Source organism: Pseudomonas sp. NCHU5216 (genome assembly GCF_052156495.1).
Lineage (GTDB): Bacteria > Pseudomonadota > Gammaproteobacteria > Pseudomonadales > Pseudomonadaceae > Aquipseudomonas.
In genome coordinates this window covers 37,766-61,670 of sequence record NZ_JBQLIX010000013.1, presented here as the reverse complement: position 1 = coordinate 61,670, position 23,905 = coordinate 37,766, and the positions used below count along the sequence as shown (strand labels likewise).

At 61.7% G+C, this 23,905-nt stretch carries 17 protein-coding genes and 2 pseudogenes; 12 read left to right on the top strand and 7 right to left on the bottom strand.

Annotated elements, in window-relative coordinates; translation table 11 throughout:
• Positions 1-13 precede the first annotated feature (13 nt).
• Together ACSVIK_RS11730 and ACSVIK_RS11725 are read right to left on the bottom strand one after the other, a co-directional pair.
• Positions 14-882, bottom strand: a pseudogene (locus tag ACSVIK_RS11730) (AraC family transcriptional regulator).
• A 123-nt stretch (positions 883-1,005) separates the two neighbouring features.
• Positions 1,006-1,509 carry a MarR family winged helix-turn-helix transcriptional regulator gene (locus tag ACSVIK_RS11725; protein WP_442444498.1) on the bottom strand — a complete coding sequence of 168 codons (504 nt, stop codon included), beginning with the start codon at positions 1,507-1,509 and terminating at the stop codon, positions 1,006-1,008.
• 85 nt (positions 1,510-1,594) lie between these two features.
• Between ACSVIK_RS11725 and ACSVIK_RS11720 the strand changes: the two genes are divergently transcribed.
• Complete coding sequence (locus ACSVIK_RS11720; protein WP_442444497.1) at positions 1,595-2,497, top strand: DMT family transporter; 903 nt, start codon at positions 1,595-1,597, stop codon at positions 2,495-2,497.
• Positions 2,494-3,684, top strand: coding sequence for a cyanate transporter (locus ACSVIK_RS11715; protein ID WP_442444496.1), 1,191 nt, complete (start codon positions 2,494-2,496; stop codon positions 3,682-3,684). Before ACSVIK_RS11720 ends, ACSVIK_RS11715 begins: the two co-directional genes overlap by 4 nt.
• A 125-nt stretch (positions 3,685-3,809) precedes the next feature.
• Here the strand turns inward: ACSVIK_RS11715 and glyA are convergent, their stop codons facing one another.
• From glyA to ACSVIK_RS11700, 3 genes are read right to left on the bottom strand one after another with little or no spacing between them, the layout of a single operon-like run.
• Positions 3,810-5,084 (bottom strand): serine hydroxymethyltransferase, encoded by a 1,275-nt coding sequence (gene glyA / locus ACSVIK_RS11710; RefSeq protein WP_442444495.1) that lies wholly within the window; start codon positions 5,082-5,084, stop codon positions 3,810-3,812.
• A 19-nt stretch (positions 5,085-5,103) separates the two neighbouring features.
• A complete protein-coding gene (locus tag ACSVIK_RS11705) occupies positions 5,104-6,279 on the bottom strand; it encodes an aspartate aminotransferase family protein (protein WP_442444494.1) in 1,176 nt (391 codons plus the stop codon).
• A 34-nt stretch (positions 6,280-6,313) separates the two neighbouring features.
• A complete protein-coding gene (locus ACSVIK_RS11700; RefSeq protein ID WP_442444493.1) occupies positions 6,314-7,123 on the bottom strand; it encodes a YggS family pyridoxal phosphate-dependent enzyme in 810 nt (269 codons plus the stop codon).
• A gap of 240 nt (positions 7,124-7,363) precedes the next feature.
• Here ACSVIK_RS11700 and pdxR point away from each other — a divergent pair, with 240 nt between their 5' ends.
• Positions 7,364-8,869 (top strand): MocR-like pyridoxine biosynthesis transcription factor PdxR, encoded by a 1,506-nt coding sequence (gene pdxR / locus ACSVIK_RS11695; RefSeq protein WP_442444492.1) that lies wholly within the window; start codon positions 7,364-7,366, stop codon positions 8,867-8,869.
• 431 nt (positions 8,870-9,300) lie between these two features.
• Here pdxR and fadD1 read toward each other — a convergent pair whose 3' ends face one another.
• Together fadD1 and fadD2 are read right to left on the bottom strand one after the other, a co-directional pair.
• Positions 9,301-10,989, bottom strand: a complete 1,689-nt coding sequence (gene fadD1 / locus ACSVIK_RS11690) for a long-chain-fatty-acid--CoA ligase FadD1 (RefSeq protein ID WP_442444491.1) — start codon at positions 10,987-10,989, stop codon at positions 9,301-9,303.
• A 388-nt stretch (positions 10,990-11,377) separates the two neighbouring features.
• Complete coding sequence (fadD2, locus tag ACSVIK_RS11685) at positions 11,378-13,066, bottom strand: long-chain-fatty-acid--CoA ligase FadD2 (protein ID WP_442444490.1); 1,689 nt, start codon at positions 13,064-13,066, stop codon at positions 11,378-11,380.
• A gap of 216 nt (positions 13,067-13,282) precedes the next feature.
• Here fadD2 and ACSVIK_RS11680 point away from each other — a divergent pair, with 216 nt between their 5' ends.
• From ACSVIK_RS11680 to ACSVIK_RS11640, 9 genes and pseudogenes are all read left to right on the top strand, one after another.
• Complete coding sequence (locus ACSVIK_RS11680; protein ID WP_442444489.1) at positions 13,283-14,242, top strand: alpha/beta hydrolase; 960 nt, start codon at positions 13,283-13,285, stop codon at positions 14,240-14,242.
• Complete coding sequence (locus ACSVIK_RS11675) at positions 14,239-14,718, top strand: MaoC family dehydratase (protein ID WP_442444488.1); 480 nt, start codon at positions 14,239-14,241, stop codon at positions 14,716-14,718. Before ACSVIK_RS11680 ends, ACSVIK_RS11675 begins: the two co-directional genes overlap by 4 nt.
• A gap of 54 nt (positions 14,719-14,772) precedes the next feature.
• Positions 14,773-16,350 (top strand): DUF6531 domain-containing protein, encoded by a 1,578-nt coding sequence (locus ACSVIK_RS11670; protein ID WP_442444487.1) that lies wholly within the window; start codon positions 14,773-14,775, stop codon positions 16,348-16,350.
• A 117-nt stretch (positions 16,351-16,467) separates the two neighbouring features.
• A pseudogene (locus ACSVIK_RS11665) lies at positions 16,468-17,166 on the top strand (DUF6531 domain-containing protein); the annotation flags it as partial.
• Between the two features lie 174 nt (positions 17,167-17,340).
• Positions 17,341-18,072 (top strand): RHS repeat protein, encoded by a 732-nt coding sequence (locus tag ACSVIK_RS11660; protein WP_442444547.1) that lies wholly within the window; start codon positions 17,341-17,343, stop codon positions 18,070-18,072.
• A 21-nt stretch (positions 18,073-18,093) separates the two neighbouring features.
• Positions 18,094-20,673 (top strand): RHS repeat-associated core domain-containing protein, encoded by a 2,580-nt coding sequence (locus ACSVIK_RS11655; RefSeq protein ID WP_442444486.1) that lies wholly within the window; start codon positions 18,094-18,096, stop codon positions 20,671-20,673.
• 2 nt (positions 20,674-20,675) lie between these two features.
• Entirely contained in the window at positions 20,676-20,903 is a 228-nt protein-coding gene (locus tag ACSVIK_RS11650) for a hypothetical protein (protein WP_442444485.1), read from the top strand.
• A 503-nt stretch (positions 20,904-21,406) separates the two neighbouring features.
• Positions 21,407-22,678 (top strand): cytosine permease, encoded by a 1,272-nt coding sequence (codB, locus tag ACSVIK_RS11645; protein ID WP_442444484.1) that lies wholly within the window; start codon positions 21,407-21,409, stop codon positions 22,676-22,678.
• Positions 22,675-23,898, top strand: coding sequence for a PucR family transcriptional regulator (locus ACSVIK_RS11640; RefSeq protein ID WP_442444483.1), 1,224 nt, complete (start codon positions 22,675-22,677; stop codon positions 23,896-23,898). The genes codB and ACSVIK_RS11640 overlap by 4 nt, the downstream gene beginning before the upstream one ends.
• Positions 23,899-23,905: the final 7 nt, after the last annotated feature.

Here is a 23,905-nt window from a genome sequence, read left to right as displayed (position 1 = left end):
TCTACGTTCGCCACTAACGCAACGGCACATAGATATCCGTTTGCCATTGCTCCTTGGGCGTCTCGGGGTAAACGCTCAGGTATTCAAAGAACAACGGCTGGTCGCGCAGCTCTTCGCCGCTGTTCGGCAGCCAATCGCGGTAGATCGGGTAGATCGTTTCGCCGATATGATCCGTGGAGCCCGTATGCCGAACCACCGCATAACGCCCGCCGGGTATGGTCAGTTCGCGAATGTTGAATTCGTTTGCCGCCACGGCCTCTCGAATCTCGCCACAAATGGCGAAGCGAAACTCCTCGGCTGGCGTGGTATCGGGGTTGCCGTATGGAATGCCGAAGGAGCGGCTCGAGGCTACCGGCGATTGCCCGCTTTGCATGCGCCATTGGATGAAGGTGTTGACGCTTTCATCGACCCGCTCAGGTGGGCCGCAATGCTCCAATGCGGCGACGCGGACGGGTGAGAAATCGACGATTTGTACGTGCATGGCGACAGTCCTTGAAAAGTGAGGGATGGCGAATACCGTATTCCACACCTGCCAATTGGGGGCCTTTCTGAATTCGCTGGGCGGCATGCCAAACGCTCGCCTGAATGCCCGGCTGAACGCTTCAGGGCTTTCAAACCCTGCTTGAAGTGCAGCGCTCAATACCGAGAGTTCCGCTCGGGCCACCAGACCATGGGCAGCGCGCCGCAGTCGCATCAGTTGCACATAGCGTGAAACCGGTACGCCAACGAACGCGCCAAATTGCGATGGAAGTGAAAGGGCGAAAAGCTCGCCACCTGACTCAACACCTTGACCGACAGATCGCCATCGAGGTTGGCATCGATATAGGCGAGCACAGCGTTGAAGCGCTCAGTGTAAGTCGAGGCAGACGCTTGAGCAGACACGGGGCAGGTCTCCAGGAATACGGTAAGCGCTAGCCTAGGCAATGGCGCCATGCCTGCGCCTAGCCGCACTTGCTCAGTTGAGCCCGCAGATCACTCCCACGCGGGTGCGCGTGCGCCATCGAACTACTCCCCTTCCCGCTCAGCCAACCCCGCCAACAACTTGCCCTGCAGTTCATGCAACGTACGCTGCTCGTCGGCGGTCAATCCTGAGAGCACGCGCTGCAGGTTGGCCACGTGAGCGGCGAGCATGCCGTCGATCAGCTGGAAACCGGCTGGGGTCAGTGCCACCAGCACGCCACGGCGGTCACTGGGGTGTTTGCGCCGTTCGATCAGCCCGGCCTTTTCCAGGCGGTCGATGCGGCTGGTCATGCCACCCGAGGAGATCATCGCGCTCTCGTACAAGGCGGTGGGCATCAGTGCATAGGGCTCGCCCGCGCGACGCAGGGTGGCGAGCAGGTCGAATTCGCCGGCCTGCAGGCCGTGTTCGGCGAAGAACGGCAGCAGATGATCACGGCTGATCACCTGGCTCAGCTCACCCAAACGCCCGATCACGGCCATGGAGAAAGCATCCAGGTCGGGCCGCTGTCGTTGCCACTGCTCAGCGGCCAGTTGTGCGCGGTCTTGCATGTCGCCCTCAATTTATCTTGCCATCAAGATACTTTTCAAAAAGAATGTTGCCATCGTAGCGTATCTGCACCAAGGAGGCATCTGCATGTCCGGCAACTCCAATCGACCCCTGCTGGCTTTGGCCCTGCTATTCGGTATCGGCACGCTGATGGGGCTGACCAGCAATCTGGTCAAGCTGGCTGGCAGCATCGGCTGGCAGCCGATGGCCTATCTGCTGTGGAGTTTGTCCGGCGGTGGTGTGCTGCTGTTGCTGTTCGCCTGGTGGCGTGGCGAGCGGCCCGGCATGGGCCTGCCGCAACAGCGCTACTACCTCGCCTCCGGCCTGCTCAGCATCGCCGTGCCGAACGCCCTGCTGTTCAGCTCCATCGGCCATGTCGGTGCCGGTTTCGCCTCGATGTGCCTGGCCTTTCCGCCGCTGATCACCTATCTGCTGGCGCTGGCTCTGCGCATGGAGGGGCTGAGCCGCATCCGCCTGTTGGGCATCTGCATTGGCCTGTCGGGTAGCCTGATACTGGCGTTGGGCAAACTGCAGGGTGGCGATAGCCCGATCCTGTGGGTGCTGGCCGCGCTGAGCGTGCCGGTGTTCCTGGCGCTGGGCAATATCTACCGTGCCCGCTACTGGCCGAGCGGCGCCACGCCCTTGTCGCTGGCACCTGGCATGTTGCTGGGTGGCGCCTTGCTGCTGATTGCTACGGCTTTGTTTGGCGTCGACTTCTCTCCGCACCTGGACAGCGCACTGGCGGTCGGCCTGCTGGCCATACAGATGCTGCTGTTCGCTTCAGTCTATGCGCTGTACTTCATCCTGCAGAACCTGGCCGGTACAGTATTTCTCAGCCAGATCGGTTCGGTGGCGGCGATCACCGGCGCCGCCATCGCCATCGGCCTGCTCGGCGAACAGGGCAGCCTGAGTCTGTTGCTGGCGGCGTTGTGCATCGTCGGCGGCGTGCTGCTGGTGGCCTGGCGTGGCGCGAAGGAGGCTCAAGCATGAAGCGTCAGAGCCTGCTGCTAGTTGCCATCGTTCTGCTTGGCCTGAACCTGCGCCCGGTGCTGGCGGCCATCGGCCCGCTGCTCGACCGCATCCAGCTCGATACCGGCCTGGATCATATCGGCGCCAGCCTGCTGACCAGCCTGCCGGTGGTGATCATGGGGCTCGGTGCCCTGACCGCCACGGCGTTGCGCGAACGCCTGGGAGAAGGCAACGGAATTTTGCTCGGCGTGCTGCTGATCGCCGTTGCCTGCCTGCTGCGTGGCCTGCTGCCCGACGCCACCACCTTGATCACCACGGCGTTGCTGGCCGGTGCCGGCATCGCCTTCATCCAGGCCTTGTTGCCGGGCCTGATCAAGTCACGCTTCGCCGCCGACAGTGGCCGCCTGATCGGCTTCTACAGTTGCGCGATCATGGGTGGCGCTGCCTTCGGTGCGGCGCTGACGCCCTGGCTGGCGCAGTCGCTGGGCTGGTCTTGGGCGCTGGCCGGCTGGGCACTGCCCGCTTTGCTGGCGGCCGTGCTCTGGCAGCGCGCCGCACCGAGACAAGCTGTGGCAGCATCGGGCAACGCGGCGCACCTGAATGTCTGGCGCTCGCCCAGGGCCTGGCTGCTGATGAGCTTCTTCGGGGTCGGTACGGCAGGTTACACCCTGGTGCTGGCCTGGCTGCCGCCCTACTACACGGCGCTGGGCTGGAGCGCGCAGTCGAGCGGTCTGCTGCTGGCGGCACTGACACTCTGCGAGGTGTTCGCCGGTCTGCTGGCATCGAGCCTGCTGCCACGTTACCCAGATCGGCGTGTACTACTGGCAGTGGTGCTGCTGTCGCTGCTGGCCGGCCTACTGGGTCTGATTTTCGCACCACTGCTACTGGCGGTGCCGATCTGTTTGCTGCTGGGCATCGGCATCGGCGCGCTGTTCCCGCTGTCGCTGGTGGTGGCCCAGGATCACCTGGACGACCCACGACAGACCGGCGATCTGCTGGCCTTCGTGCAGGGCGGCGGCTACCTGATCGCCGCCACCGCGCCATTTCTGGCCGGTCTGCTACGCCAGTACACCGCCGACCTGCGCCTGAGCTGGCTGGCGATGGCCGTGGCCACCCTGACACTGATGGCCATGGCGGCACGCTTTGCACCGGGTAGCGGACAGTTCCACACCCGCCCCAACCCAAGCGGCGCCGAACCCAGCGCATAGGGCGGCCTCACGAGCGCCAGCGAGTAGCCCGCCGGGCCATGCCAAGCCTGGCAGCACGACGATCCAGCGAAACTCTGACAGCGTACTGCTTCCGAGCGGCCGGCGCACCGGTGCACCCTACGCCCCTATTGACCGTAAACCGGAAAGCGCCGGCACAGCTCGGTCACCTGCTCACGCACCCGATCACGCACGGCCACCTGCGTTTCACCGTCTGCCGCCAGGGCATCCAACACATCGCATAACCAGCCGGCCAGGCGCTCGCATTCGGCGATGCCGAAGCCACGTGTGGTCACGGCCGGCGTGCCAATGCGCAGCCCCGAGGTCACGAATGGCGAACGCGGGTCGTTGGGCACCGAGTTCTTGTTCGCGGTGATGTGGGCGTCGCTCAGCGCCGCGTCCGCCTCCTTGCCGGTATAGGGCCGGTCGGACAGGTCGATCAGCATCAGGTGGTTATCGGTGCCGCCCGAGACGATGCGATACCCACGCTGCTGCAGCACCGCAGCCATGGCCCGGGCATTACTCAATAGCTGACGTTGATAGGTCTTGAACTCGGGCTGCAACGCCTCCTTGAAGGCCACGGCCTTGGCGGCGATCACATGCATCAGCGGGCCGCCCTGGATGCCGGGGAAGACGGCCGAGTCGAGCCGTTTGTAGAAGTCCTCACCCTGCCCGCTGGCGAGGATGATGCCGCCACGCGGGCCGCGCAGGGTCTTGTGGGTGGTGCTGGTGACCACATGGGCATGGGGCAGCGGACTGGGGTATTCGCCCGCCGCCACCAGGCCGGCGACATGCGCCATGTCCACCCAGAAGATGGCCCCTACCCTGTCGGCGATGGCACGCATGCGCGCCCAGTCCTTGTGCCGCGAATAGGCGGAGAAGCCACCGATGAGCATTTTCGGCCGGGTCTCCAGGGCGATGCGCTCCATCTCGTCGTAGTCGATCAGTCCGGTTTCGGCGTCGAGGCCATAGGGCACGATGCGGTAATGCCGCCCCGAGAAGTTGGCCGGGTTGCCGTGGGTAAGGTGGCCACCCTGCGCCAGGTTCATGCCCATCACGGTGTCGCCCGGGTTGGTCAGCGCCAGGAATACCGCAGCATTGGCCTGAGCCCCGGCGTGCGGCTGGACGTTGGCGTAGTCGCAATCGAACAACGCCTTGAGCCGCTCGATGGCCAGGCGCTCGGCCACGTCCACATGCTCGCAGCCGCTGTAGTAGCGCTTGCCGGGGTAGCCTTCGGCGTACTTGTTGGTCAGCACCGAGTTCTGCAGCGCCATCACCAGCGGGCTGGCGTAGTTCTCGGAGGCGATCAGTTCGACGTGATCTTCCTGGCGGCCTTCTTCCAGGCGCACGGCCTCGGCCAGTTCGGGGTCGAAATCGGCCAGGCTCAGGGCGGCGTCATACATGGGGGCATTTCCTCGTGGGTCAGTTAGCAGGTTTCAGTAGCTGGGTAATGCACTGGGCGATGTCGTCGATCTGCGCTTCGCTGCAGATCAGCGCCGGTAGCAGGCGGATGGTGCTGTCACGGGTCACGGTGATCAGCAGGCGTTGTTCGCTCAACGCCCGGCCCACCAGTTCCGTGCAGGGGCGGCTCAGCTCGATGCCGAGCATCAGGCCTCGACCACGAATGGCGATGACCTCGGGGTGATCCCCCAGCGCCTGCTGCAAACGCCCGAGCAGGCGTTCACCCAGTGCGACGGCGCGCAGCGGCAGTTGCTCGCGCTGCATGATCTCGATGACCTCGCAGGCCACCCGACAGGCCAGCGGATTACCGCCGAAGGTAGAACCATGCAGACCGGGCGAGAACAGCTCGGCAGCGGCGCCACGGGCCACACAGGCACCGATGGGCAGGCCATTGCCCAGGGCCTTGGCCAGGGTCATCACATCGGCCGTGATGCCGGCATGCTGATGGCCGAACCAGGCGCCAGTGCGGCCCATGCCGGCCTGGATCTCGTCGAGCATCAGCAACCAGCCATGCCGGTCGCACAGGGCTCGCAACTCGCGCAGATAGGCGGTACTGGCAGCATGGATGCCGCCCTCGCCCTGCACCGGTTCGAGCAACACCGCGACGATGTTCGAGTATTGCTCGGCCGCCTGACGCACGGCCTCGATGTCGTCGTAAGGCAGGTGCACAAAGCCTTCCAGCAGTGGCTCGAAGCCTGCCTGCTTGGCCGGGTTGCCCGAAGCGGACAAGGTGCCGATGGTGCGCCCATGGAAGCCGTTGCTCATCACCAGCACGGTCGGCCTGGCGACGCCCTGGCGCTGGCCATGCAGACGCGCCAGCTTGAGGGCCGCCTCGTTGGCCTCGGCGCCCGAGTTGCAGAAGAACGCTCGCTGCATCCCGGTGAGTGCGCAGAGGCGCTCGCCCAAGCGTTCCTGCCAGTCGATGCGAAAGACGTTGGAGGTGTGCAGCAGTATCCCGGCCTGCTCGGTGATGACCGCGGTGATCTGCGGGTGTGCGTGGCCGAGACTGGTGACCGCCACGCCGGCAATGGCATCGAGGTACTCGACGCCCTGCTCGTCCCATAGCAACGCACCGCTACCACGAACGAAGGACACCGGCTGGCGTGCGTATGCGTGCATCAGATGGGAATTGGACATGCAGCGAACCTCAGGAGAAAAAGACGAAGAAGGGTTATGCCGGCTCATCGGATGCAGCGCCTGGCCAGTAGTGGCTGTCCGGCAATGGCCGCGCACCGAAGATCGCCTGGCCGACGCGCACCACCGTGGCGCCCTCCTCGATGGCGATCTCGAAGTCACCGGACATGCCCATGGACAGGCCATCCAGCTCGACGCCAGGCGGTGCGTCCTGGCGCAACTGGTCACGCAGGGTGCGCAGGCGAATGAAGCACTGGCGCACCCGCTCGGCCTCGCTGGAGAACAGCGCCAGGGTCATCAGCCCGCGTACACGCAGGGCGGAAAATGCCGGCAGCGCCTGGACGAACGCCGCCACATGCTCTGGCGCCAGGCCGTACTTGCTGGCTTCGCCGGAGGTGTTGACCTGCACGAACACGTCCAGCGCACGGCCTTCGGCCTGCAGGCGGCGATCCAGCGCCTCGGCCAGGCGCAGGCTGTCCAGGGCCTGGAATTCCGTGGCGAAGCGCGCCACCAGCTTGGCCTTGTTGGTCTGTAGGTGGCCAATCACCGACCACTGCAGGTCATCCAGATCCTGCATCGCCTGCCACTTGCTGTGGGCCTCCTGCACCTTGTTCTCACCAAGCATCCGGCAACCGGCGGCATAGGCCAGGCGCAAACTGGCCTCGGGCTTGGTCTTGCTCACCGGCAGCAAACGCACCGTGCGTGGGTCACGGCCGACACGCTGGCAGGCCGCCTCGATACGCCGCTGCACCTCGGCCAGGTTGTGGCGAAAATCCTCCACCGAGGTGGCCTGGGGATAACGACCATGCTTGTCGTGACGGGTGGCGGTCGTGCTGGAGGCCGGCATCAGTTCATCCTCTTATTCAACAGCAGGCTCGCTGCCGATCTCGGCCCGAAAGGGACGCTCGAGGCGCGCTCGATCCGGTTTTCAAGAGCACACGCATCGAAACGACACGGGTGACGGAACCTGAACGCTAGGGACATGGAGAAGGGCTCCTGAGGGAATGGGAGAAGACTTGCGAGGCATCGTTATAGGCCTAGAATGGCCTGATTTGACCAGCCACTTTCAGCAAGGAATACCGGCCAATTGTTCAAGCATGCCCAGCTCGAATCCGTAAAGGCCTGGCTCGGCGACCCAGCCCATGGCGCCCAGCCCCTGCACCTGCGCGTGCAGCGGGCGATTCGTCAGTTGATCCTCGATGGGGTGCTCGCTGCGGGCAAACCCTTGCCGGCCTCACGTGCGCTGGCCAGGTCGCTGGAGGTATCGCGCGATACGGTGGAGGCAGCCTATGGCCAGTTGCAGGCCGAAGGTTTCATCGAGCGTCGCGTCGGCAGCGGCAGCTTCGTCTCGGAGCGCACGCAGCGCCTCCCCGTGCGCGGCAAGGCCAGGGCCAAGGCGCCACAGCGGGCGGCCCCGCGCCTCAGCCAGCGCGGCCAGGCGATGTTCCACAACGGCGGCGTGCGCGATTTCTTCATGCCGCGCCCCTTCGCCCCCGGCGTACCGGAAACCCGCAGCTTTCCGCTGCAAACCTGGGAGCGCCTGCAACGCCAGGTGCTCAAGGAGCATGGCCAGCGTGCCCTGCTGCACAGCCCGCCACAGGGCATGGAGGCGCTGCGCCGCGCCATCGCCGACTACATCAACCTGGAGCGAGGAGCCAACGCCACGGCGGACCGGGTGTTGATCCTAACCAGCTCGCAACAGGCGCTGACCCTGTGCGCCACGGTGCTGCTCGATGCGGGTGAGCGCATCCTCACCGAAGACCCGGCCTACCATGGTGCGCGCAAGGCCTTCGAGGCCGCTGGCCTGCACTGCGTTCCCATACCACTGGACGAGCATGGCATGCAGGTGCAGCGGCTGAGCCAGGAAGGCGAGTCCGCCAGGGCCGTGTTCCTCACGCCATCGCACCAGTTCCCGACGGGGGCGACGCTGGCGCTGGATCGCCGCCTGGCCATCATCGAATGGGCGCAGCGTCAGCAGGGCTGGATCATCGAGGACGACTACGACAGCGAATTCCACTACGACGGCAAACCCACGGCCTGCGTGCAGGGGCTCGACCCGCACGAGCGCACGATCTACATCGGCACCTTCACCAAGTCGCTGTTTCCCGGCCTGCGCATCGGTTACATGGTGCTGCCACCCGCGCTGGTAGCGCCGATGACCGTGGCCCGTACCCTGCTCGACGGGCACAGCGCACCGATCCCACAACTCACCCTGGCCCGCTTCATCGAAGGCGGCCACTTCGGCGCGCATATCCGCACCATGCGCGCCGTCTATGCCGAACGCCGCGACGTGCTGGCGCGGCTGGTGCGCGAGCATCTGAGTGAATTCGTCGAGCCTCGGGTGCCGAGCGGCGGCATGCAGATGCCCTGCTCGTTCATCCGCGATATCGACGAAGAGGAACTGGTGGCAGCGGCTCGGCAGGTCGGCATCGACCTGCTCGGGCTGAGCGCCCTGCACGCCAGCGAGCGACGCACGGCCGGCTTCCTGATGGGCTTCGCCGCGCACGCGCCGCACGAGCTGGAGCCTGCGGTGAAGAAGCTGGCCAGCCTGCTGCGCGCCAGGTGCAGTGACAAGGCGCTGCCGTCCAGGTAGCCAGACAATAAAAAACCCGCCGCAGCAGACCGTGTGAAAACGTAGCGAGCGCAGGTCAGGCAAGGCAAAAAACGGCGAAAAAGCGCAGTTTACGCGCTGTAAATGAGCATTTTGAGCCGTTTTTTAACGCAGCATGAGCAAGCGCAGTAGTTTTCACACAGTCTGGCAGCGGGTAATTTCAGTCGATAGGCAGTGCTATTGGCTCCCCTCTCCCGCTTGCGGGAGAGGGGCTGGGGGAGAGGGATCCTCGTTTCAGCAGACTCGGATCACTTCTTGCCCGGCTTCTTCAACTCTTCGTCGCGCAGTCGTAGGGTGCGCCGTGCGCACCGATTCGCCCCAGCAAGAGCGCGGTGCGCACAGCGCACCCTACGGGAAAGATGGCACCCATGAAAACGCCACCCGGAGGTGGCGCTTTTATCAGCAGGCCCGAATCACTTCTTACCCAGCTTCTTCAGCTCTTCGTCGCGCAGTTCGCGGCGCAGGATCTTGCCGACGTTGGTAGTCGGCAGCACGTCGCGGAACTCCACGGCCTTGGGCACCTTGTAGCCGGTGAGGTTGGCGCGCATGTGCTCCATCACCTGTTCCTTGGTCAGGCTCTCGCCCGGCTTGACCACCACGAACACCTTGATCGCCTCGCCGGATTTCTCGTCCGGCACGCCGATGGCGGCGCATTGCAGCACGCCCGGCAGGGTCGCCAGCACGTCTTCCAGCTCGTTCGGGTAAACGTTGAAACCGGACACCAGAATCATGTCCTTCTTGCGGTCGACGATGCGCATGTAGCCGTCTTCCTGGATCAGACCGATATCGCCGGTCTTCAGCCAGCCATCGGCATCGAGGATTTCATCGGTAGCCTCCTGGCGCTGCCAGTAACCCTTCATCACCTGTGGCCCCTTCACGCACAGCTCACCGATCTCGCCGATGGGCAGTTCCTGGCCCTCGTCACTGATGACCTTACACTGGGTCGAGGGCACCGGAATACCGATGGTGCCAAGCTGGATGGCGCTGAACGGGTTGACCGAGGCCACCGGGCTGGTCTCGGTCATGCCGAAACCTTCGCAGATGGCGCAGCCGGTGACTTGCTTCCAGCGCTCGGCGGTGGCCAGTTGCAGGGCCATGCCGCCGGAGACGGTGAGCTTCAGTGCGGAGAAGTCCAGCTTGCGGAAGTCCTCGTTGTTGCACAGGGCGACGAACAGGGTGTTGAGGCCAACGAAGCCGGTGAAGCGGTACTTGGCTAGATCCTTGACAACTGCCGGCAGGTCGCGCGGGTTGGTCAGCAGGATGTTGTGGCCGCCAATCAGCATCATCGCCATGCAATGGAAGGTGAAGGCGTAAATGTGGTACAGCGGCAGCGGCGCGATCAACACCTCGCAACCTTCATCGAGGTTGGCGCCCATCAGTTCCTTGACCTGCAGCATGTTGGCCACCAGGTTGCGATGGGTGAGCATGGCGCCCTTGGCCACCCCGGTGGTGCCGCCGGTGTATTGCAGCACGGCAACATCGGCGTTGCTCGGGTTGGCTTCACTGAAGCTCTGACCACGGCCCTTGGCCAGAACATCGTTGAGTTTGACGGCCTGCGGCAGGTTGTAGGCCGGCACCATTTTCTTCACGTGCTTGATCACGAAGTTGACCAGCAGGCGCTTGAGGGTCGGCAGCATGTCGCCGACTTCGGTGACGATCACCGTCTTCACGCCAGTCTTGGGCACCACCTGCTCGGCCAGATGGGCCATGTTGGCCAGGCACACCAGCGCCTTGGCGCCGGAGTCGTTGAACTGGTGCTCCATTTCCCGCGCGGTGTACAGCGGGTTGGTGTTGACCACCACCAGGCCGGCACGCATGGCGCCGAACACCACGATGGGGTACTGCAGCACGTTGGGCAGTTGCACGGCGATGCGGTCGCCGGGCTTGAGGTCGGTGTGCTTCTGCAGGTAGGCGGCGAAGTCACCGGAGAGCTTGTAGATCTCGCCGTAGGTGAGGGTCTTGCCCAGGTTGCTGAAAGCAGGCTTGTCGGCGAAGCGTTGGCAGGACTCCTTCAGCACCGCGAGGATGTTCGGGTACTGGTCGGGATCGATTTCGGCAGCCACCCCAACGGGATACTTGTCCTTCCAGAAATTTTCGGTCATGGAAGCCCACTCCTAAGCAACAGCTGATCTTCACCGCGCACAGGCGGCTATTTGTTGTGTATTTGGCGTACCAGCCCACTGCCCCAAGGGCCGGAAGCGCGCCGAGAGTAGCAGCTTTACCAGAGGCTCACCAGCACCAAGCATGGCCTACCCGGTCAATAAAATGACCAGAATAGAAATAATAGTCACATACTGCACATCCACCTAAAACCCTGACAGAGCTCTCTAGCCTGCGTATTACAACGCAGACGAGCAGATGAATGATGGATAGGACGAGGGGATCGAGGCGGGAATGACGCTTGGCACGGCCGGTTGGCCGTTACCAAAACACAACAAATGACCAGCAAGTGAGGCAAGCCCCTCCGAATTGCCCGGAGGGGCTTGGCGATCAGGCGATGTCGCGCAGCTCGCGACGCAGGATCTTGCCGACCGGCGTCATCGGCAGGGAATCGCGCAGCACGATGTGCTTGGGCACCTTGTAGCCGGTGAAGTTTTCCTTGCAGTAGGCCTTGAGCTCTTCCACGGTCACGCCCCCTTCGCGCGGCACCACGAACAGCTTGACCACCTCGCCGGACTTCTCGTCCGGCACGCCGATGGCCGCGCAACTGGCCACCTTGGGGTGGGCCATGACCACGTCCTCGATCTCGTTGGGATACACGTTGAAGCCGGAGACGATGATCATGTCCTTCTTGCGGTCAACGATGCGCACGTAGCCGTCCGGGTCGATCACCGCGATATCGCCGGTCTTGAACCAGCCTTCGGCGTCGAGCACCTCGGCCGTGGCCTCCTCGCGCTGCCAATAGCCCTTCATCACCTGCGGCCCCTTGATGCACAGCTCGCCGCGCTCGCCCAACGGCAGCTCGTTGCCATCGTCGTCGATCACCTTGAACGCAGTGCCAGGGATGGGAATACCCACAGTACCCAGGCGCGCCTTGTCGCCGTAGGGGTTGGTGCTGGCCACAGGGGAAGTCTCGGTGAGGCCATAGCCTTCCACCACTGTGCAGCCGGTCATCTGCTTCCAGCGCTCGGCGGTGGCCTTGACCAGCGCGGTACCGCCGGAGTTGGTGACCTTGAGGGCGGAGAAGTCGAGGTTCTTGAACTCGGGGTTGTCCATCAGTGCGACGAACAGGGTGTTGAGCCCCAGCAGCGCGGAGAACTTCCACTTGCCCAGCTCCTTGACGAAACCGGGAATGTCGCGCGGGTTGGTGATCAGCACGTTGTGGTTGCCGTTGACCATCATGCACATGCAGCACACGGTGAAGGCATAGATGTGGTACAGCGGCAGCGGCGCGATCATGATTTCCTGGCCCGGCTTCATCAGCGGCGTGCCGTCCTCGCCGAGCTGCGACAGGCAGGCATCGACCTGCAGCATGTTGGCCACCAGGTTGCCGTGGGTGAGCATGGCGCCCTTGGCCACCCCGGTGGTGCCGCCGGTGTACTGCAGCACGGCGATGTCGTCATGGCAGGACTTGACCGGCGTCAGCGCCTGGCCCTGGCCCTGCTTGAGCACCTGCTTGAAGGAAATGGCCTGCGGCAGGTGGTAATCCGGCACCATCTTCTTGACCTTCTTCACCACGGTGTTGACCAGCCAGCCCTTGAGGCTCGGCAGCAGGTCACCCATCCTGGCTTCGATCAGGTACTCGAGCTCGGTGTCCGGCAGCACGTCCTGCACCAGCTTGCCGAACATGTTCAGGTACACCAGCGCACGCACGCCGGCGTCCTTGAACTGGTGACGCATCTCACGCGCGGTGTACAGCGGGTTGGTGTTGACCACGATCAGCCCGGCACGCATGGCGCCGAACACGGCGATGGGATACTGCAGCACGTTGGGCATCTGCACGGCGATGCGGTCGCCCGGCTTGAGGTCGGTGTGCTTCTGCAGATAACCGGCGAAGGCCGCCGACAGGCGATCCAGCTCGGCGTAGCTCAGCGTGACCCCCAGGTTGCTGAAGGCCGGTCGATCGGCGAAGCGCTTGCAGGAACGCTCGAACACCTCGATCACCGACTTGTAGCTGGCCAAGTCGATATCGTTGGGTACCCCTGCGGCGCGTTTGTCGTTCCAGAAATCAGGTTGCATTGTTGTTGTCCTCTTCCCCTGAAATGATCTGACTGCCCGGAAAGTAGCAGTTCAGAGCCCCCGCGCCTATAGCTCGAAAGCGTCATTGATGGCCTGAATCTCGATATAAATGCAGCGATTCGTTACCGATCTTTACCGGATGAGCGATGTTCTGATGCTATGCCGGATCGATTGCAGCGTGCACAATGCCGCCAGTCCCCGGCACAAGGATTAGCCATGCGCCACAATGCCTTCCCCATGGCCACTCGCGACGGCCTGCACCTGCACGTCAACCACTGGCACGGCGACACGCCGCCGCGCGCCATCGTCATGCTCGCTCACGGCATGGCCGAGCACAGCCTGCGCTATGAACGCCTGGCCGAGCGCCTGGTGGCCGCCGGTTTCGACCTCTATGCCCATGACCAGCGCGGCCATGGCCGCAGCGCCGAACAGGGCACCCTGGGCCACTATGCCGACGAGGATGGCTGGCACAAGGTGGTCGACGACCTAGCCAGCCTCAACCACCATATCCGCCAGCAGCACCCGCAGACGCCGATCATCCTGCTCGGCCACAGCATGGGCAGCTACATCGGCATGGCCTACCTGATGGCCCATAGCAGCAGCCTGCAGGGCGCCATCCTCTCCGGCTCCAACTACCAGCCGGTGGCGCTGTACAAGGTCGCCAGGCTGATCGCCCGCTTCGAGCGCTGGCGCCTGGGGCCGAAGGGGCGCAGCAAGGTCATCGACTTTCTCTCCTTCGGCTCCTTCAACAAGGCCTTCAAGCCCAACCGCACCGCCTTCGACTGGCTCAGCCGCGATGCGGCAGAAGTGGACAAATACGTGACCGACCCACTGTGCGGCTTCGTCTGCACCACGCAACTGTGGTGCGACCTGCTCGAGGGCCTGCAACAGATCACCCCGCTGGAGAACCTGGCGCAGATCGACACCGACCTGCCGCTGCTGGTGATCGGCGGCAGCCGCGACCCGGTCAGCGATGGCCGGCGCCTGCAGCACCTGGCCGAGGCCCTGAACGCCGCCGGTGTACGCGACGTACAGTTGAAGATCTACCCCGAGGCCCGTCACGAGCTGCTCAACGAGATCAACCGTGACGAGGTCAGCGAACACTTGGTCGCCTGGCTCGAGCAGGTACTGGGCCACGACCGGCACCCTATTAGCGATGAAAGGAGCGAAACATGACCCAGGTAACCAACATCCCCTACGAGGCTCTCGAAGTCGGCCAGCAGGCCAGTTTCGAGAAGCAGGTGGAGGAACGCGACGTGCAACTGTTCGCCGCCGTGTCCGGTGACAACAACCCGGTGCACCTGGACGCCGCCTTCGCCGCCGAGACCATGTTCAAGGAGCGCATCGCCCACGGCATGTTCACCGGCGCCCTGATCAGCGCCGCCATCGCCTGCAACCTGCCTGGCCCGGGCACCATCTACCTCGGCCAGCAGCTCAAGTTCACCCGCCCGGTGAAGCTCGGCGACACCCTCACCGTGAAGCTGGAAGTGTTGGAAAAACTGCCGAAGAACCGCGTGCGCATCGCCACCCGCGTGTTCAACCAGGACGGCAAGCAGGTAGTGGACGGCGAAGCCGAAGTGCTCGCCCCAAGCGCTGAGCAGACCGTGACCATGCCGCCGATGCCGCAAGTTACTGTGCAAACCAAGCTATAACTCAAACAGTAAATAAGGCGGAAATTAATGCCCTAGCAAATGGATCGTAAAAACATGGAAGTAAGATCTATCCTACTCTCACTGCTATGTGTATGGGCCTGTGGCTCACAGGCCAGCACAGAAAACTATAACTGGCAAATCACGTTTTTTGGCCAACAGCCTGGCACTTGGGCTTTTGTTGAATCTCCGGTATCCCACTGCGCCTCCATTTCCTCAATGCTGGTTCCTGGCGGCAACGGCCGAACATATACAGATGTATTGTTTTTAGGGTTTATTGATTCACAGGGACACTACACGACTAACCCTAAAAAATATAGAGGTGCAGTATGTGAATTTCGGAACTACCAATATATTTCCAAATGGATAGCCGCCTACACTTTACACACCCCCTGCCAATCACCCTCAGCCATTGATAGCGCGACGGGAAAGTGTTCTCTTCCCGACCAAGAAAGCTGTCCAAATCAAGATATAAACTGCACTACAGCAACTGGAAAAGGCCCGTCCAATTTCTGCCCAAGCCCTTATGCAGGAAACCCCATTAACTTCTCTAGCGGCAACAAATTTCAAGCGGAGTCGGACTATCAAAGCAGTGCTCGTTCATCACTGCATTTTTTCCGCAACTACAATAGCCTAGACGGTCTCTGGCTTCATTCTTATTCGACCCATCTGAAATTTTATCAAGACACCCAATCCATAGCCTTAGTTATGGCCCATGGGCGTGAATCGTTTTTCACAGTCAATGGCAATATCGCAACACCGACCTCAGTTGACCTAGGCGCACTAAGCAAGACCAGCACAGGGTGGCTATTTATCTCTACCAATAACGAGCGCTCCACCTTCGATACAGCCGGCAAGCTCACCCACTGGACGAACACTCAGGGCCAGAGTTACCAGTTAGCTTATTCCGGTAGCCAGATCACCGTCACCGATAACCTAGGCAACAGCCTGACCCTTACCGAAGACACCAATCACCAGCCACTGAGCCTGAGCGCACCCGGCGTGCAGATCACTTACAGCTACAACGCTAATAACCGTCTGACTTCGGTAAACCGAACAGTGGGTGGCCAAACCACTCAACGCCAGTACCACTATGAAGCCGCTGGCAAACCGGATCTGCTCACCGGCATCACCGACGAACGTGGTATCCGCTATGCCACCTGGGCCTACGATGACCAGGGCCGTGCCATCTCCAGCGAACATGCCGATGGCGCAGACAAGGTGACAGTGGCTTACAACAGCGATGGCACGGTTTCGGTGACCAATGAACTAGGCAAAGTGGCCAAGTACAGCTTCCAGATCATCCGAGGCGTACGACGCATCACGTCAGTTGAAGGCGAACCATCGCCCAACTGCCCCAACAGCAACTCCACCTTCACCTACGACGATCGTGGTCTGCTCAAGACCAAGACCGACAACAAGGGCAATCTCACCACCTACACCTACAACGACCGTGGTCTGGAGATTTCTCGCACCGAAGCCAGCGGCACGCCGCAGGCGCGCACGATTACGACTCAGTGGCACCCAGATTGGTTTTTACCGACAACGGTCACAGAACCCGGTCGCATTATCCAGTACTCCTATAATGATCAAGGACGACAAACGGGCTTATCCATTATTCAGGTCACCCCGTAGCGTCCCATACTCTGATCTCCTTGGAAACACCCCAAAAACCAAAAACAGTCAAGACACCTAACAACTAAATACCCAGAACACAACCAATTGAAGCCTGTATCTGACAAAGGAATTGTTATGCGCCTTTATTCACCTCCAAAGACTAGAGACCTGAAGAAGAAAATAAGCTCTTCCGCTCTCAAGAGCTCTACATCCATCGTCACACATAAGCAAACCTTTTTCTCGCTGACACTGATAGTTCTGATCAACATTGCATCTCTGCCTCAAGAAGCCAGCGCTGATGCTGGATCATTGGAGGAAAGCGTACCAGTCATTTATGGCCCGCCCTACTCTATCCCCACCACTTACCCTTATAGAGTAAATAATTCCCCATCTATTGAAGCAGCCATTGCCGAATGGTGGGCCAATTACAAGGCATACTGGAGAGTTTCAAGCTGCAGTTATCAGCTTACAAATTACCCAGAGACATCTCACCTGCGAGCAGGCATGAAGCTCGCCAATGGTTGCAGTGGAGGTGACGCCGTTTATGGGACTGCTCAGTGTTCCGGCGAGTACAAGTTAATCGATAACAAATGCGTTCGATACAACAACCAAAAAGGCCCATCTAATTTCTGCCCCAGCTCAAGCGCAGGAAATCCTATTAATTTTTCCACGGGTAATAAATTTCAAACAGAGAGCGACTATCGCTACAGCGAAAGAATTCCACTAAAGTTCATTCGCTACTACAATAGCCTTGACGGACTCTGGCGCCACACTTATTCAACACACCTACAGATTGACACCCAATCTGCTGCCTTAATCATGCCCCATGGCCGCGAGCTATTTTTCTCTGTTGACGACAGCCTTGTAACTCCGCTCTCTACCGACATGGGGAACCTGAGTAAGAACAGTACGGGTTGGATGTTTGTCTCCGCCGATAACGAGCGATTCATTTTCGATCTCACGGGCAAGTTAACCCATTGGTCGAACGCTCAGGGCCAGAGTTACCAGTTGGCTTATTCCGGCAGCCAGATCATCGTCACCGACAACCTCGGCAACAACCTGACACTTACCGAAGACACCGACCACCAACCGCTGAGCCTGATCGCACCTGGCGTGCAGATTACCTATAGCTACAACGCCAATAACCGCCTGACCTCAGTCAATCGCACAATGGACGGCCAAACCACCCAACGCCAGTACCACTACGAAGTCGCTGGCAAACCGGATCTGCTCACCGGCATCACCGACGAGCGCGGTATCCGCTATGCCACTTGGGCTTACGATGACCAGGGCCGCGCCATCTCCAGCGAGCATGCCGATGGTGCAGACAAGGTGACAGTGGCCTACAACAGCGACGGCACGGTTTCGGTGACCAACGAACTGGGCAAAGTGGCCAAGTACAGCTTCCAGACCATCCTGGGTGTAAAACGCATCACTACCATCGACGGCGAGCCCTCGCCCAACTGCCCCAACAGCAACTCCACCTTCACCTACGATGATCGCGGCCTGCTCAAGACCAAGACCGACAACAAGGGCAATCTCACCACCTACACCTACAACGCCCGTGGTCTGGAGATTTCCCGTACCGAAGCCGCTGGCACAGCACAAGCGCGCACCATCACCACCGACTGGCACCCAACGCTTTTCCTGCCTGCAGTGGTCACAGAACCCAATCAGATCACCCGCTACCAGTACGACGACCAGGGACGGCGGCTCAGCCGCACCGTTGAAGCACGCTGACTTTTAGAAGGAACTGAAACGATGAAGACCTTACATCGCGCCAGCTTGTTGGCACTGGCCCTAGCCTCTGCGCTGGGGCTGCCAGCTCAAGCCGCCGAGCGCAGCTGGAGCTACACCTACAACAGCCTGGGCCTGGTGGAAAGCGCCGACGGCCCGCGCACCGATGCTTCGGACATCACCACCTACGCCTATGATGCCCAGGGCCATCTGACCACGGTGACCAATGCCCTCGGTCATGTCACCCAGCTCTCGAATTTCGACGCCTACGGCAACCCCCAAACCCTGGTGGACGCCAATGGCGTCACCACCACACTGAGCTATACCCCGCAGGGTTGGCTGGCCTCCATCAGCACCGCTGGCAGCACCACCAGCTTCGAGCACGATGCCATCGGCCAGATCACCCAGGTCACCCGTGGCGATGGCAGTTGGCAGGCCTACACCTGGAGTGCCGCCCGGCGTCTGGTCGCGATAAGCAATAACCTCGGGGAAAAGGTCGAGTACGACTACGACGCCATGGGCAATCGCACGGCCCAGCGCCTGCGCGATGCCAGCAACAACCTCACCCAGCAGCAAAGCTGGGTCTACGATGAGCTGGGGCGTTTGCTGCGCAGCGTCGGGGCAGGCGGGCAAGTCCATCGCTACGGCTATGACCTCAATGACAACCCGACCCTGAGCCAGACGCCCAAGCAGCACAGCACCACCAGCAGCTTCGATGCCCTCGACCGCCTGGTCGCCAGCACCGACCCACTCAATGGGGTGACGCAACTCGGCTATGACGCGCAGGACAACCTGACCCAGGTGCAGGATCCGCGTGGTGTCACCACGCAGTACGTCTATGACGGCCTGGGCAACCTGACCCAACTGATCAGCCCCGACAGCGGCACCACCGGCTACAGTCACGATGCCGCTGGCAATGTCATCAGCAAGACCGATGCGCGTGGTGTGGTCACCACCTACACCTACGATGCGCTCAACCGCCTGACGGGTCGTCAGTACCCCGCCAATCCGGCTCTTAACGTCCAGTACCATTACGACATGACAGCCGACGGCAATCATGGCGTGGGCCGGCTGACGGCCATTCAGGATGCCAGCGGCGTCATCGGTTACCACTACGATGCCCGTGGCAACCTCACCGGCCAGTTGCGCTCGATCGCTGTCGCGGGCGGCGATCAGTACGACAGCCTGGGCTACGCCTATGACGGCGCCAATCAGCTCACGCGGATCGACTACCCGCTGGGTTTCAGCATCCACTACACCCGCAATGGCGCCGGGCAAGTCAGCCAGGTGCAACTGCAAGTCGGTGAAGGCACGCCCACAGCCCTGGCCAGCCAGATCCAGTACCTGCCCTTCGGCCCCTTGAAAAGCCTCACCTGGGCCAACGGCCTGAGCCTGTCGAGAAGCTATGACCAGGATTACCGCCTGACTCAACAGCAGGTCGCCACCTGGACAAGCGCCTACGGCTACGACGCCAACAGCAATATCGAAACCCTGCAGAGCAGCCTGCTCGGCAACCTCAGCTACGGCTACGACGCCCTCGACCGCCTCACCTCGGAACAACGCGCCGACCTGCAGCAGAGCTATGCCTACGACGCGGTCGGCAACCGCACCAGTAAAACGTCCACGCCCATCGTCGATGGGAGCCCGCAAGCGAGCGCCACCACTGAACTGAGCTATGCGGCCAACAGCAACCGACTCACAACAATGGGCGGCACCTCGGTCACCAGCGATGCAACTGGCAACCTGACTCAGGATCGCCCGGATCGGCAACTGGAATACGATCAGCAGAATCGGCTCGTACGGGTCAAGATCGGCGGCACCCCGGTGGCCGAATACCGCTACAACGCCTTGGGCCAACGCACGCACAAACTCACCGCAAGTGGTATGACCCTCTTCCTCTATGGCCCGGATGGCCAGTTGTTGGAAGAACGCTTGCTCAGCGCGGCTGGACAACGGCAAGGCAGCCAGTTCTATATCTGGCTGGACGAAATGCCGATAGCGGGCATCAACGTCAGCTACGGCCCTGACGGCAGCGTGGCGTCGAGTACCCCGTTCTACCTGCATACCGATCACCTCGGCACACCGCGCGTCGCGACGAACCACAACCAGCAGCCTATCTGGAGCTGGGTCTCCGATGCCTTCGGCGTAGGCCAGGCCACCGGCAGCCTCACCCTCAACCTGCGCTTTCCGGGGCAGTATTACGATCAGGAAAGCGGGCTGTATTACAACTACTTCCGTGATTACGACCCGCAGACCGGGCGGTATGTGGAGAGTGATCCGATTGGGCTTAAAGGTGGGCTAAATACCTACGGGTATGTTATGGGGAACCCTGTTAGTAAGGCTGACCCACGAGGACTTTCACCAGCTCAAGGAGGAAGTAACCTTGAAGAAATTCTTGGAGACTCGGACAATAGTGGCTCCAAGGGGGCTCCAGGTGCTGAAGGTAATGTCAGTTCGTGCGAGACTGAAGATTGCCGACGCGCACGTCACTCTTGCATCCTGAGATGCTCAACTGTTCCGCCGCTTGGCGGATCCCCCTCTAATCAGGGAATGCCATTTTTTAATTGCGTTAACCGCTGCCTAGAAGATCACGGGTGCCTGTAAATATGATTCAAGACAAAGCTATCGCAGAGAAAGTAAGCCAGCTTGTACTGGATGCATCAGGAAAACTGAACGAATCTATTAACCTTGTAGCCACAAACTGCTCTGAAGAGGAGGTGGCAGAATATGTAATGGTCGTTGGTCAGCTTATGGGGAGCATTGGGATAGATATCTTGAACAAAATATATAGGGCCCACCCCAGCATCAAGCCGGAAGACTATTACTTACCGTAAGCCTTGTTTGGATATCAAACATCTTCGGCAATGAAGTCCCGGGCGTTAGCTGTATCAATTTCACCAGCAGGGTGTTCAGACTTTTCGGTTCAAGGTGTCAGGTTAGCCCAGCACGACGCTCAGGTTGGGCCAACACCTGCAGGCAACGAAAACCGCCTAGGCTTTGTACGAGAACTGCCTGCGCTCGGTGATGCTGCGTTGAAATCGCTCTCAGAATGCTCATTTACAACACGTAAACTGCGCTTCTTCGAGCAGTTTCGCCTTGCTTGACCTTCGCTCGACAACTTTCGTACAGAGCCTAAAGCTGGTGCGCGGCGCCCTCGCCCCGCACCATTTTTGTTCTACACTCACAAACCTGAACCATCCAAGCGCTCTCTGAGCGCTTTTTATTGTGCGCTTTGCACAAAACCATTTGATCACCTCGCCCAAGTTGAAAAGCCTGAGAAACCTGGCACGCCCCCTGCTATCGCCAAGGCCTCAACACCCACACCGGAGCCAGGCCCATGAGCAATTCCACCCCCGATAGCGATTACCCCCTGAGCGAGGTGCCCAACGGCGCGCGCAAGGGGCTGTTTTCCACAGCCATTCTGCTGTTCGGTTTCACCTTCTTCACCGCCACCATGTTTGCCGGCGGCAAGATCGGTATGGCCTTCGATTTCACCACGCTGCTCTGGGCCGCAGTGATCGGTAACCTGCTGCTTGGTCTGTATGCCGCCGTGCTGAGCCTGATCGCCTGTCGCAGTGGGCTGAACTCGGTTCTCATGGGCCGTTTCTGCTTCGGCGAGGTGGGCAGCAAGCTGTCCGACATGCTGCTCGGCTTCACCCAGATCGGCTGGTATGCCTGGGGCACGGCGACCGTCGCCATCGTGCTGGTGAAGATCCTTGGCCTGCCCGAAGGCCTGACCATCCCGCTGATGGTGCTGTTCGGCTTCGGTTTCTGCCTTACCGCCTTCGTCGGCTACAAGGGCCTCGACCTGCTCTCGCGCGTCGCCGTGCCGGCCATGCTGGTGCTGCTGGTGGCGTCGCTGTGGATCGCCACCCGTGATATCGGCGGCCTGGCCGGCCTGCTGGCGGTGGAGCCCAAGGAAAGCATGAGCCTGAGCGTGGCCATCACCCTGGTGTTCGGCACCTTCGTCAGCGGCGCCACCCAGGCCACCAACTGGACGCGCTTCGCCAAGAGCGGCCGCGTCGCGGTGCTGGCCAGCCTGTTCGGCTTCTTCATCGGCAACGGTCTGATGATCATCGCTGGGGCCTATGGCGCCATCGTTTACCAGCAACCGGACGTGGTCGAGGTGCTGGTGTTGCAGGGGCTGTCCATGGCCGCCGTGGTCATGCTGTTCCTCAACCTGTGGACCACCCAGGACAACACCATCTACAACTTCGCCGCCGCCGGCTGCAACCTGCTGCGCACCGGCAAGCGCAAGACCGTGACTCTGATCGGTGCCGGCATCGGCACGCTCCTGGCCATCGGCGGCATGTACGAGATGCTGATTCCCTTCCTGATCCTGCTCGGCTCGATCATCCCGCCGATTGGCGGCGTGATCATGGCCGACTACTTCTACGGCCACCGCGCGCGCTACCCGAAACTGGCCGAGGTGCGCCTACCGGCATTCAACTGGGTCGGCCTGGGCGCCTACCTGATCGGTGCGCTGAGCGCCTATTTCTCGCCCTGGGTCGCGCCGCTGGTGGGTATCGCCGTGGCAGCGGTGGCCTATGTGGTGCTGTTCGAGGCGAACAAGATCCTGGCCGGCCGTCAGCAGGTCGCCGGCGCGTGAGCCTGACCGTCGCCGACGTACTCGCCCTGCCCGATCTGGCCAGCATGCACCTGCGTGCCGGCCAGGCCGGGCGCGACAATGCCGTGCGCTGGCCCTACGTGGCCGAGAACGAAGGCATCGTCGACTGGGTAATGGGCGGCGAGCTGATCTTCGTCACCGGCATCAATCACCCGCGTGACGAAGCCAACCTGCTGCGCCTGGTGCGCGAGGGCCATGAGCGCGTGGTCGCCGGTATGGTCATCCTCACCGGCGCCGAATATATCCAGACGATCCCGCCCAGCGTCATCGCCGAGGCCGAGCGCCTGGGCCTGCCGCTGATCGAGCAGCCCTACGCGCTGAAGATGGTGGTGGTCACCCAGGCCATCGGCACCGCTCTGGTCCATGCGCAGCAGCTCGGCCGCTCGCGCCAGCATGTGCTGGAACAGGTGCTCGACGGCGATTACCAATCGCTGGACATTCTGCTGCAACGCGGCGACAGCCTCGGCCTGGCCCTGCACCTGCCACGTCAAATCGCACTGCTGCGCCTCGATGGCAGCGAGCAACTGTTCGGTGACCTGGCCGACGAAGACGCCGAGCGCCAGTTGCAGAGCCGTCAGCAACTGCTGCAACGGCGCCTGGAACAGAGCCTCGGTGAACTCGGTGACGCGCTGCCACTGGTCAGCCAGGGCCGCCACTGGATCGCCCTGCTGCCCTGCGCCGACGCCCAGGCCGAAGCGCGCAACCGCCAGGCCATGACCCGGCTGCTCGACGAACTGCGCCCGCAGCTTGGCCCGCTACGGCTGTTCCTTGGCCTGGGTAGCGCCGCTTGCGATGCACCGCGTTTCGCCCAGGGCCTGGGTGAAGCACGCCAGGCGCTGAGCGTGGCGCAGCGCTTCCCCGAACGCCTGGGCCTGTGCAGTTTCAATGAGCTGGGCGTGCTGGAACTGCTCGGCGCCATACGCGACCGCAGCCTGCTCGACCGCTTCGTCGAGCGCGTGCTCGGCGCACTGATCGGCGACGACTCGCGCCACCAACCGGTACTGATGCCGACCCTGGAAGCCTGGTTCGCCGAGAACGGCAACCTGGCCCTGGCCGCACAACGCCTGAACGTTCACCGCAATACCCTGAGCTACCGTCTACAGCGCATCGAAGCGCTGACCGGATGCTCCTTCGAGAATCCGCACGACCGCCTGAACATCAGCGTTGCGCTGTTGATCCGGCGCCTGTCGGCACCTGCCTGAGAGGACC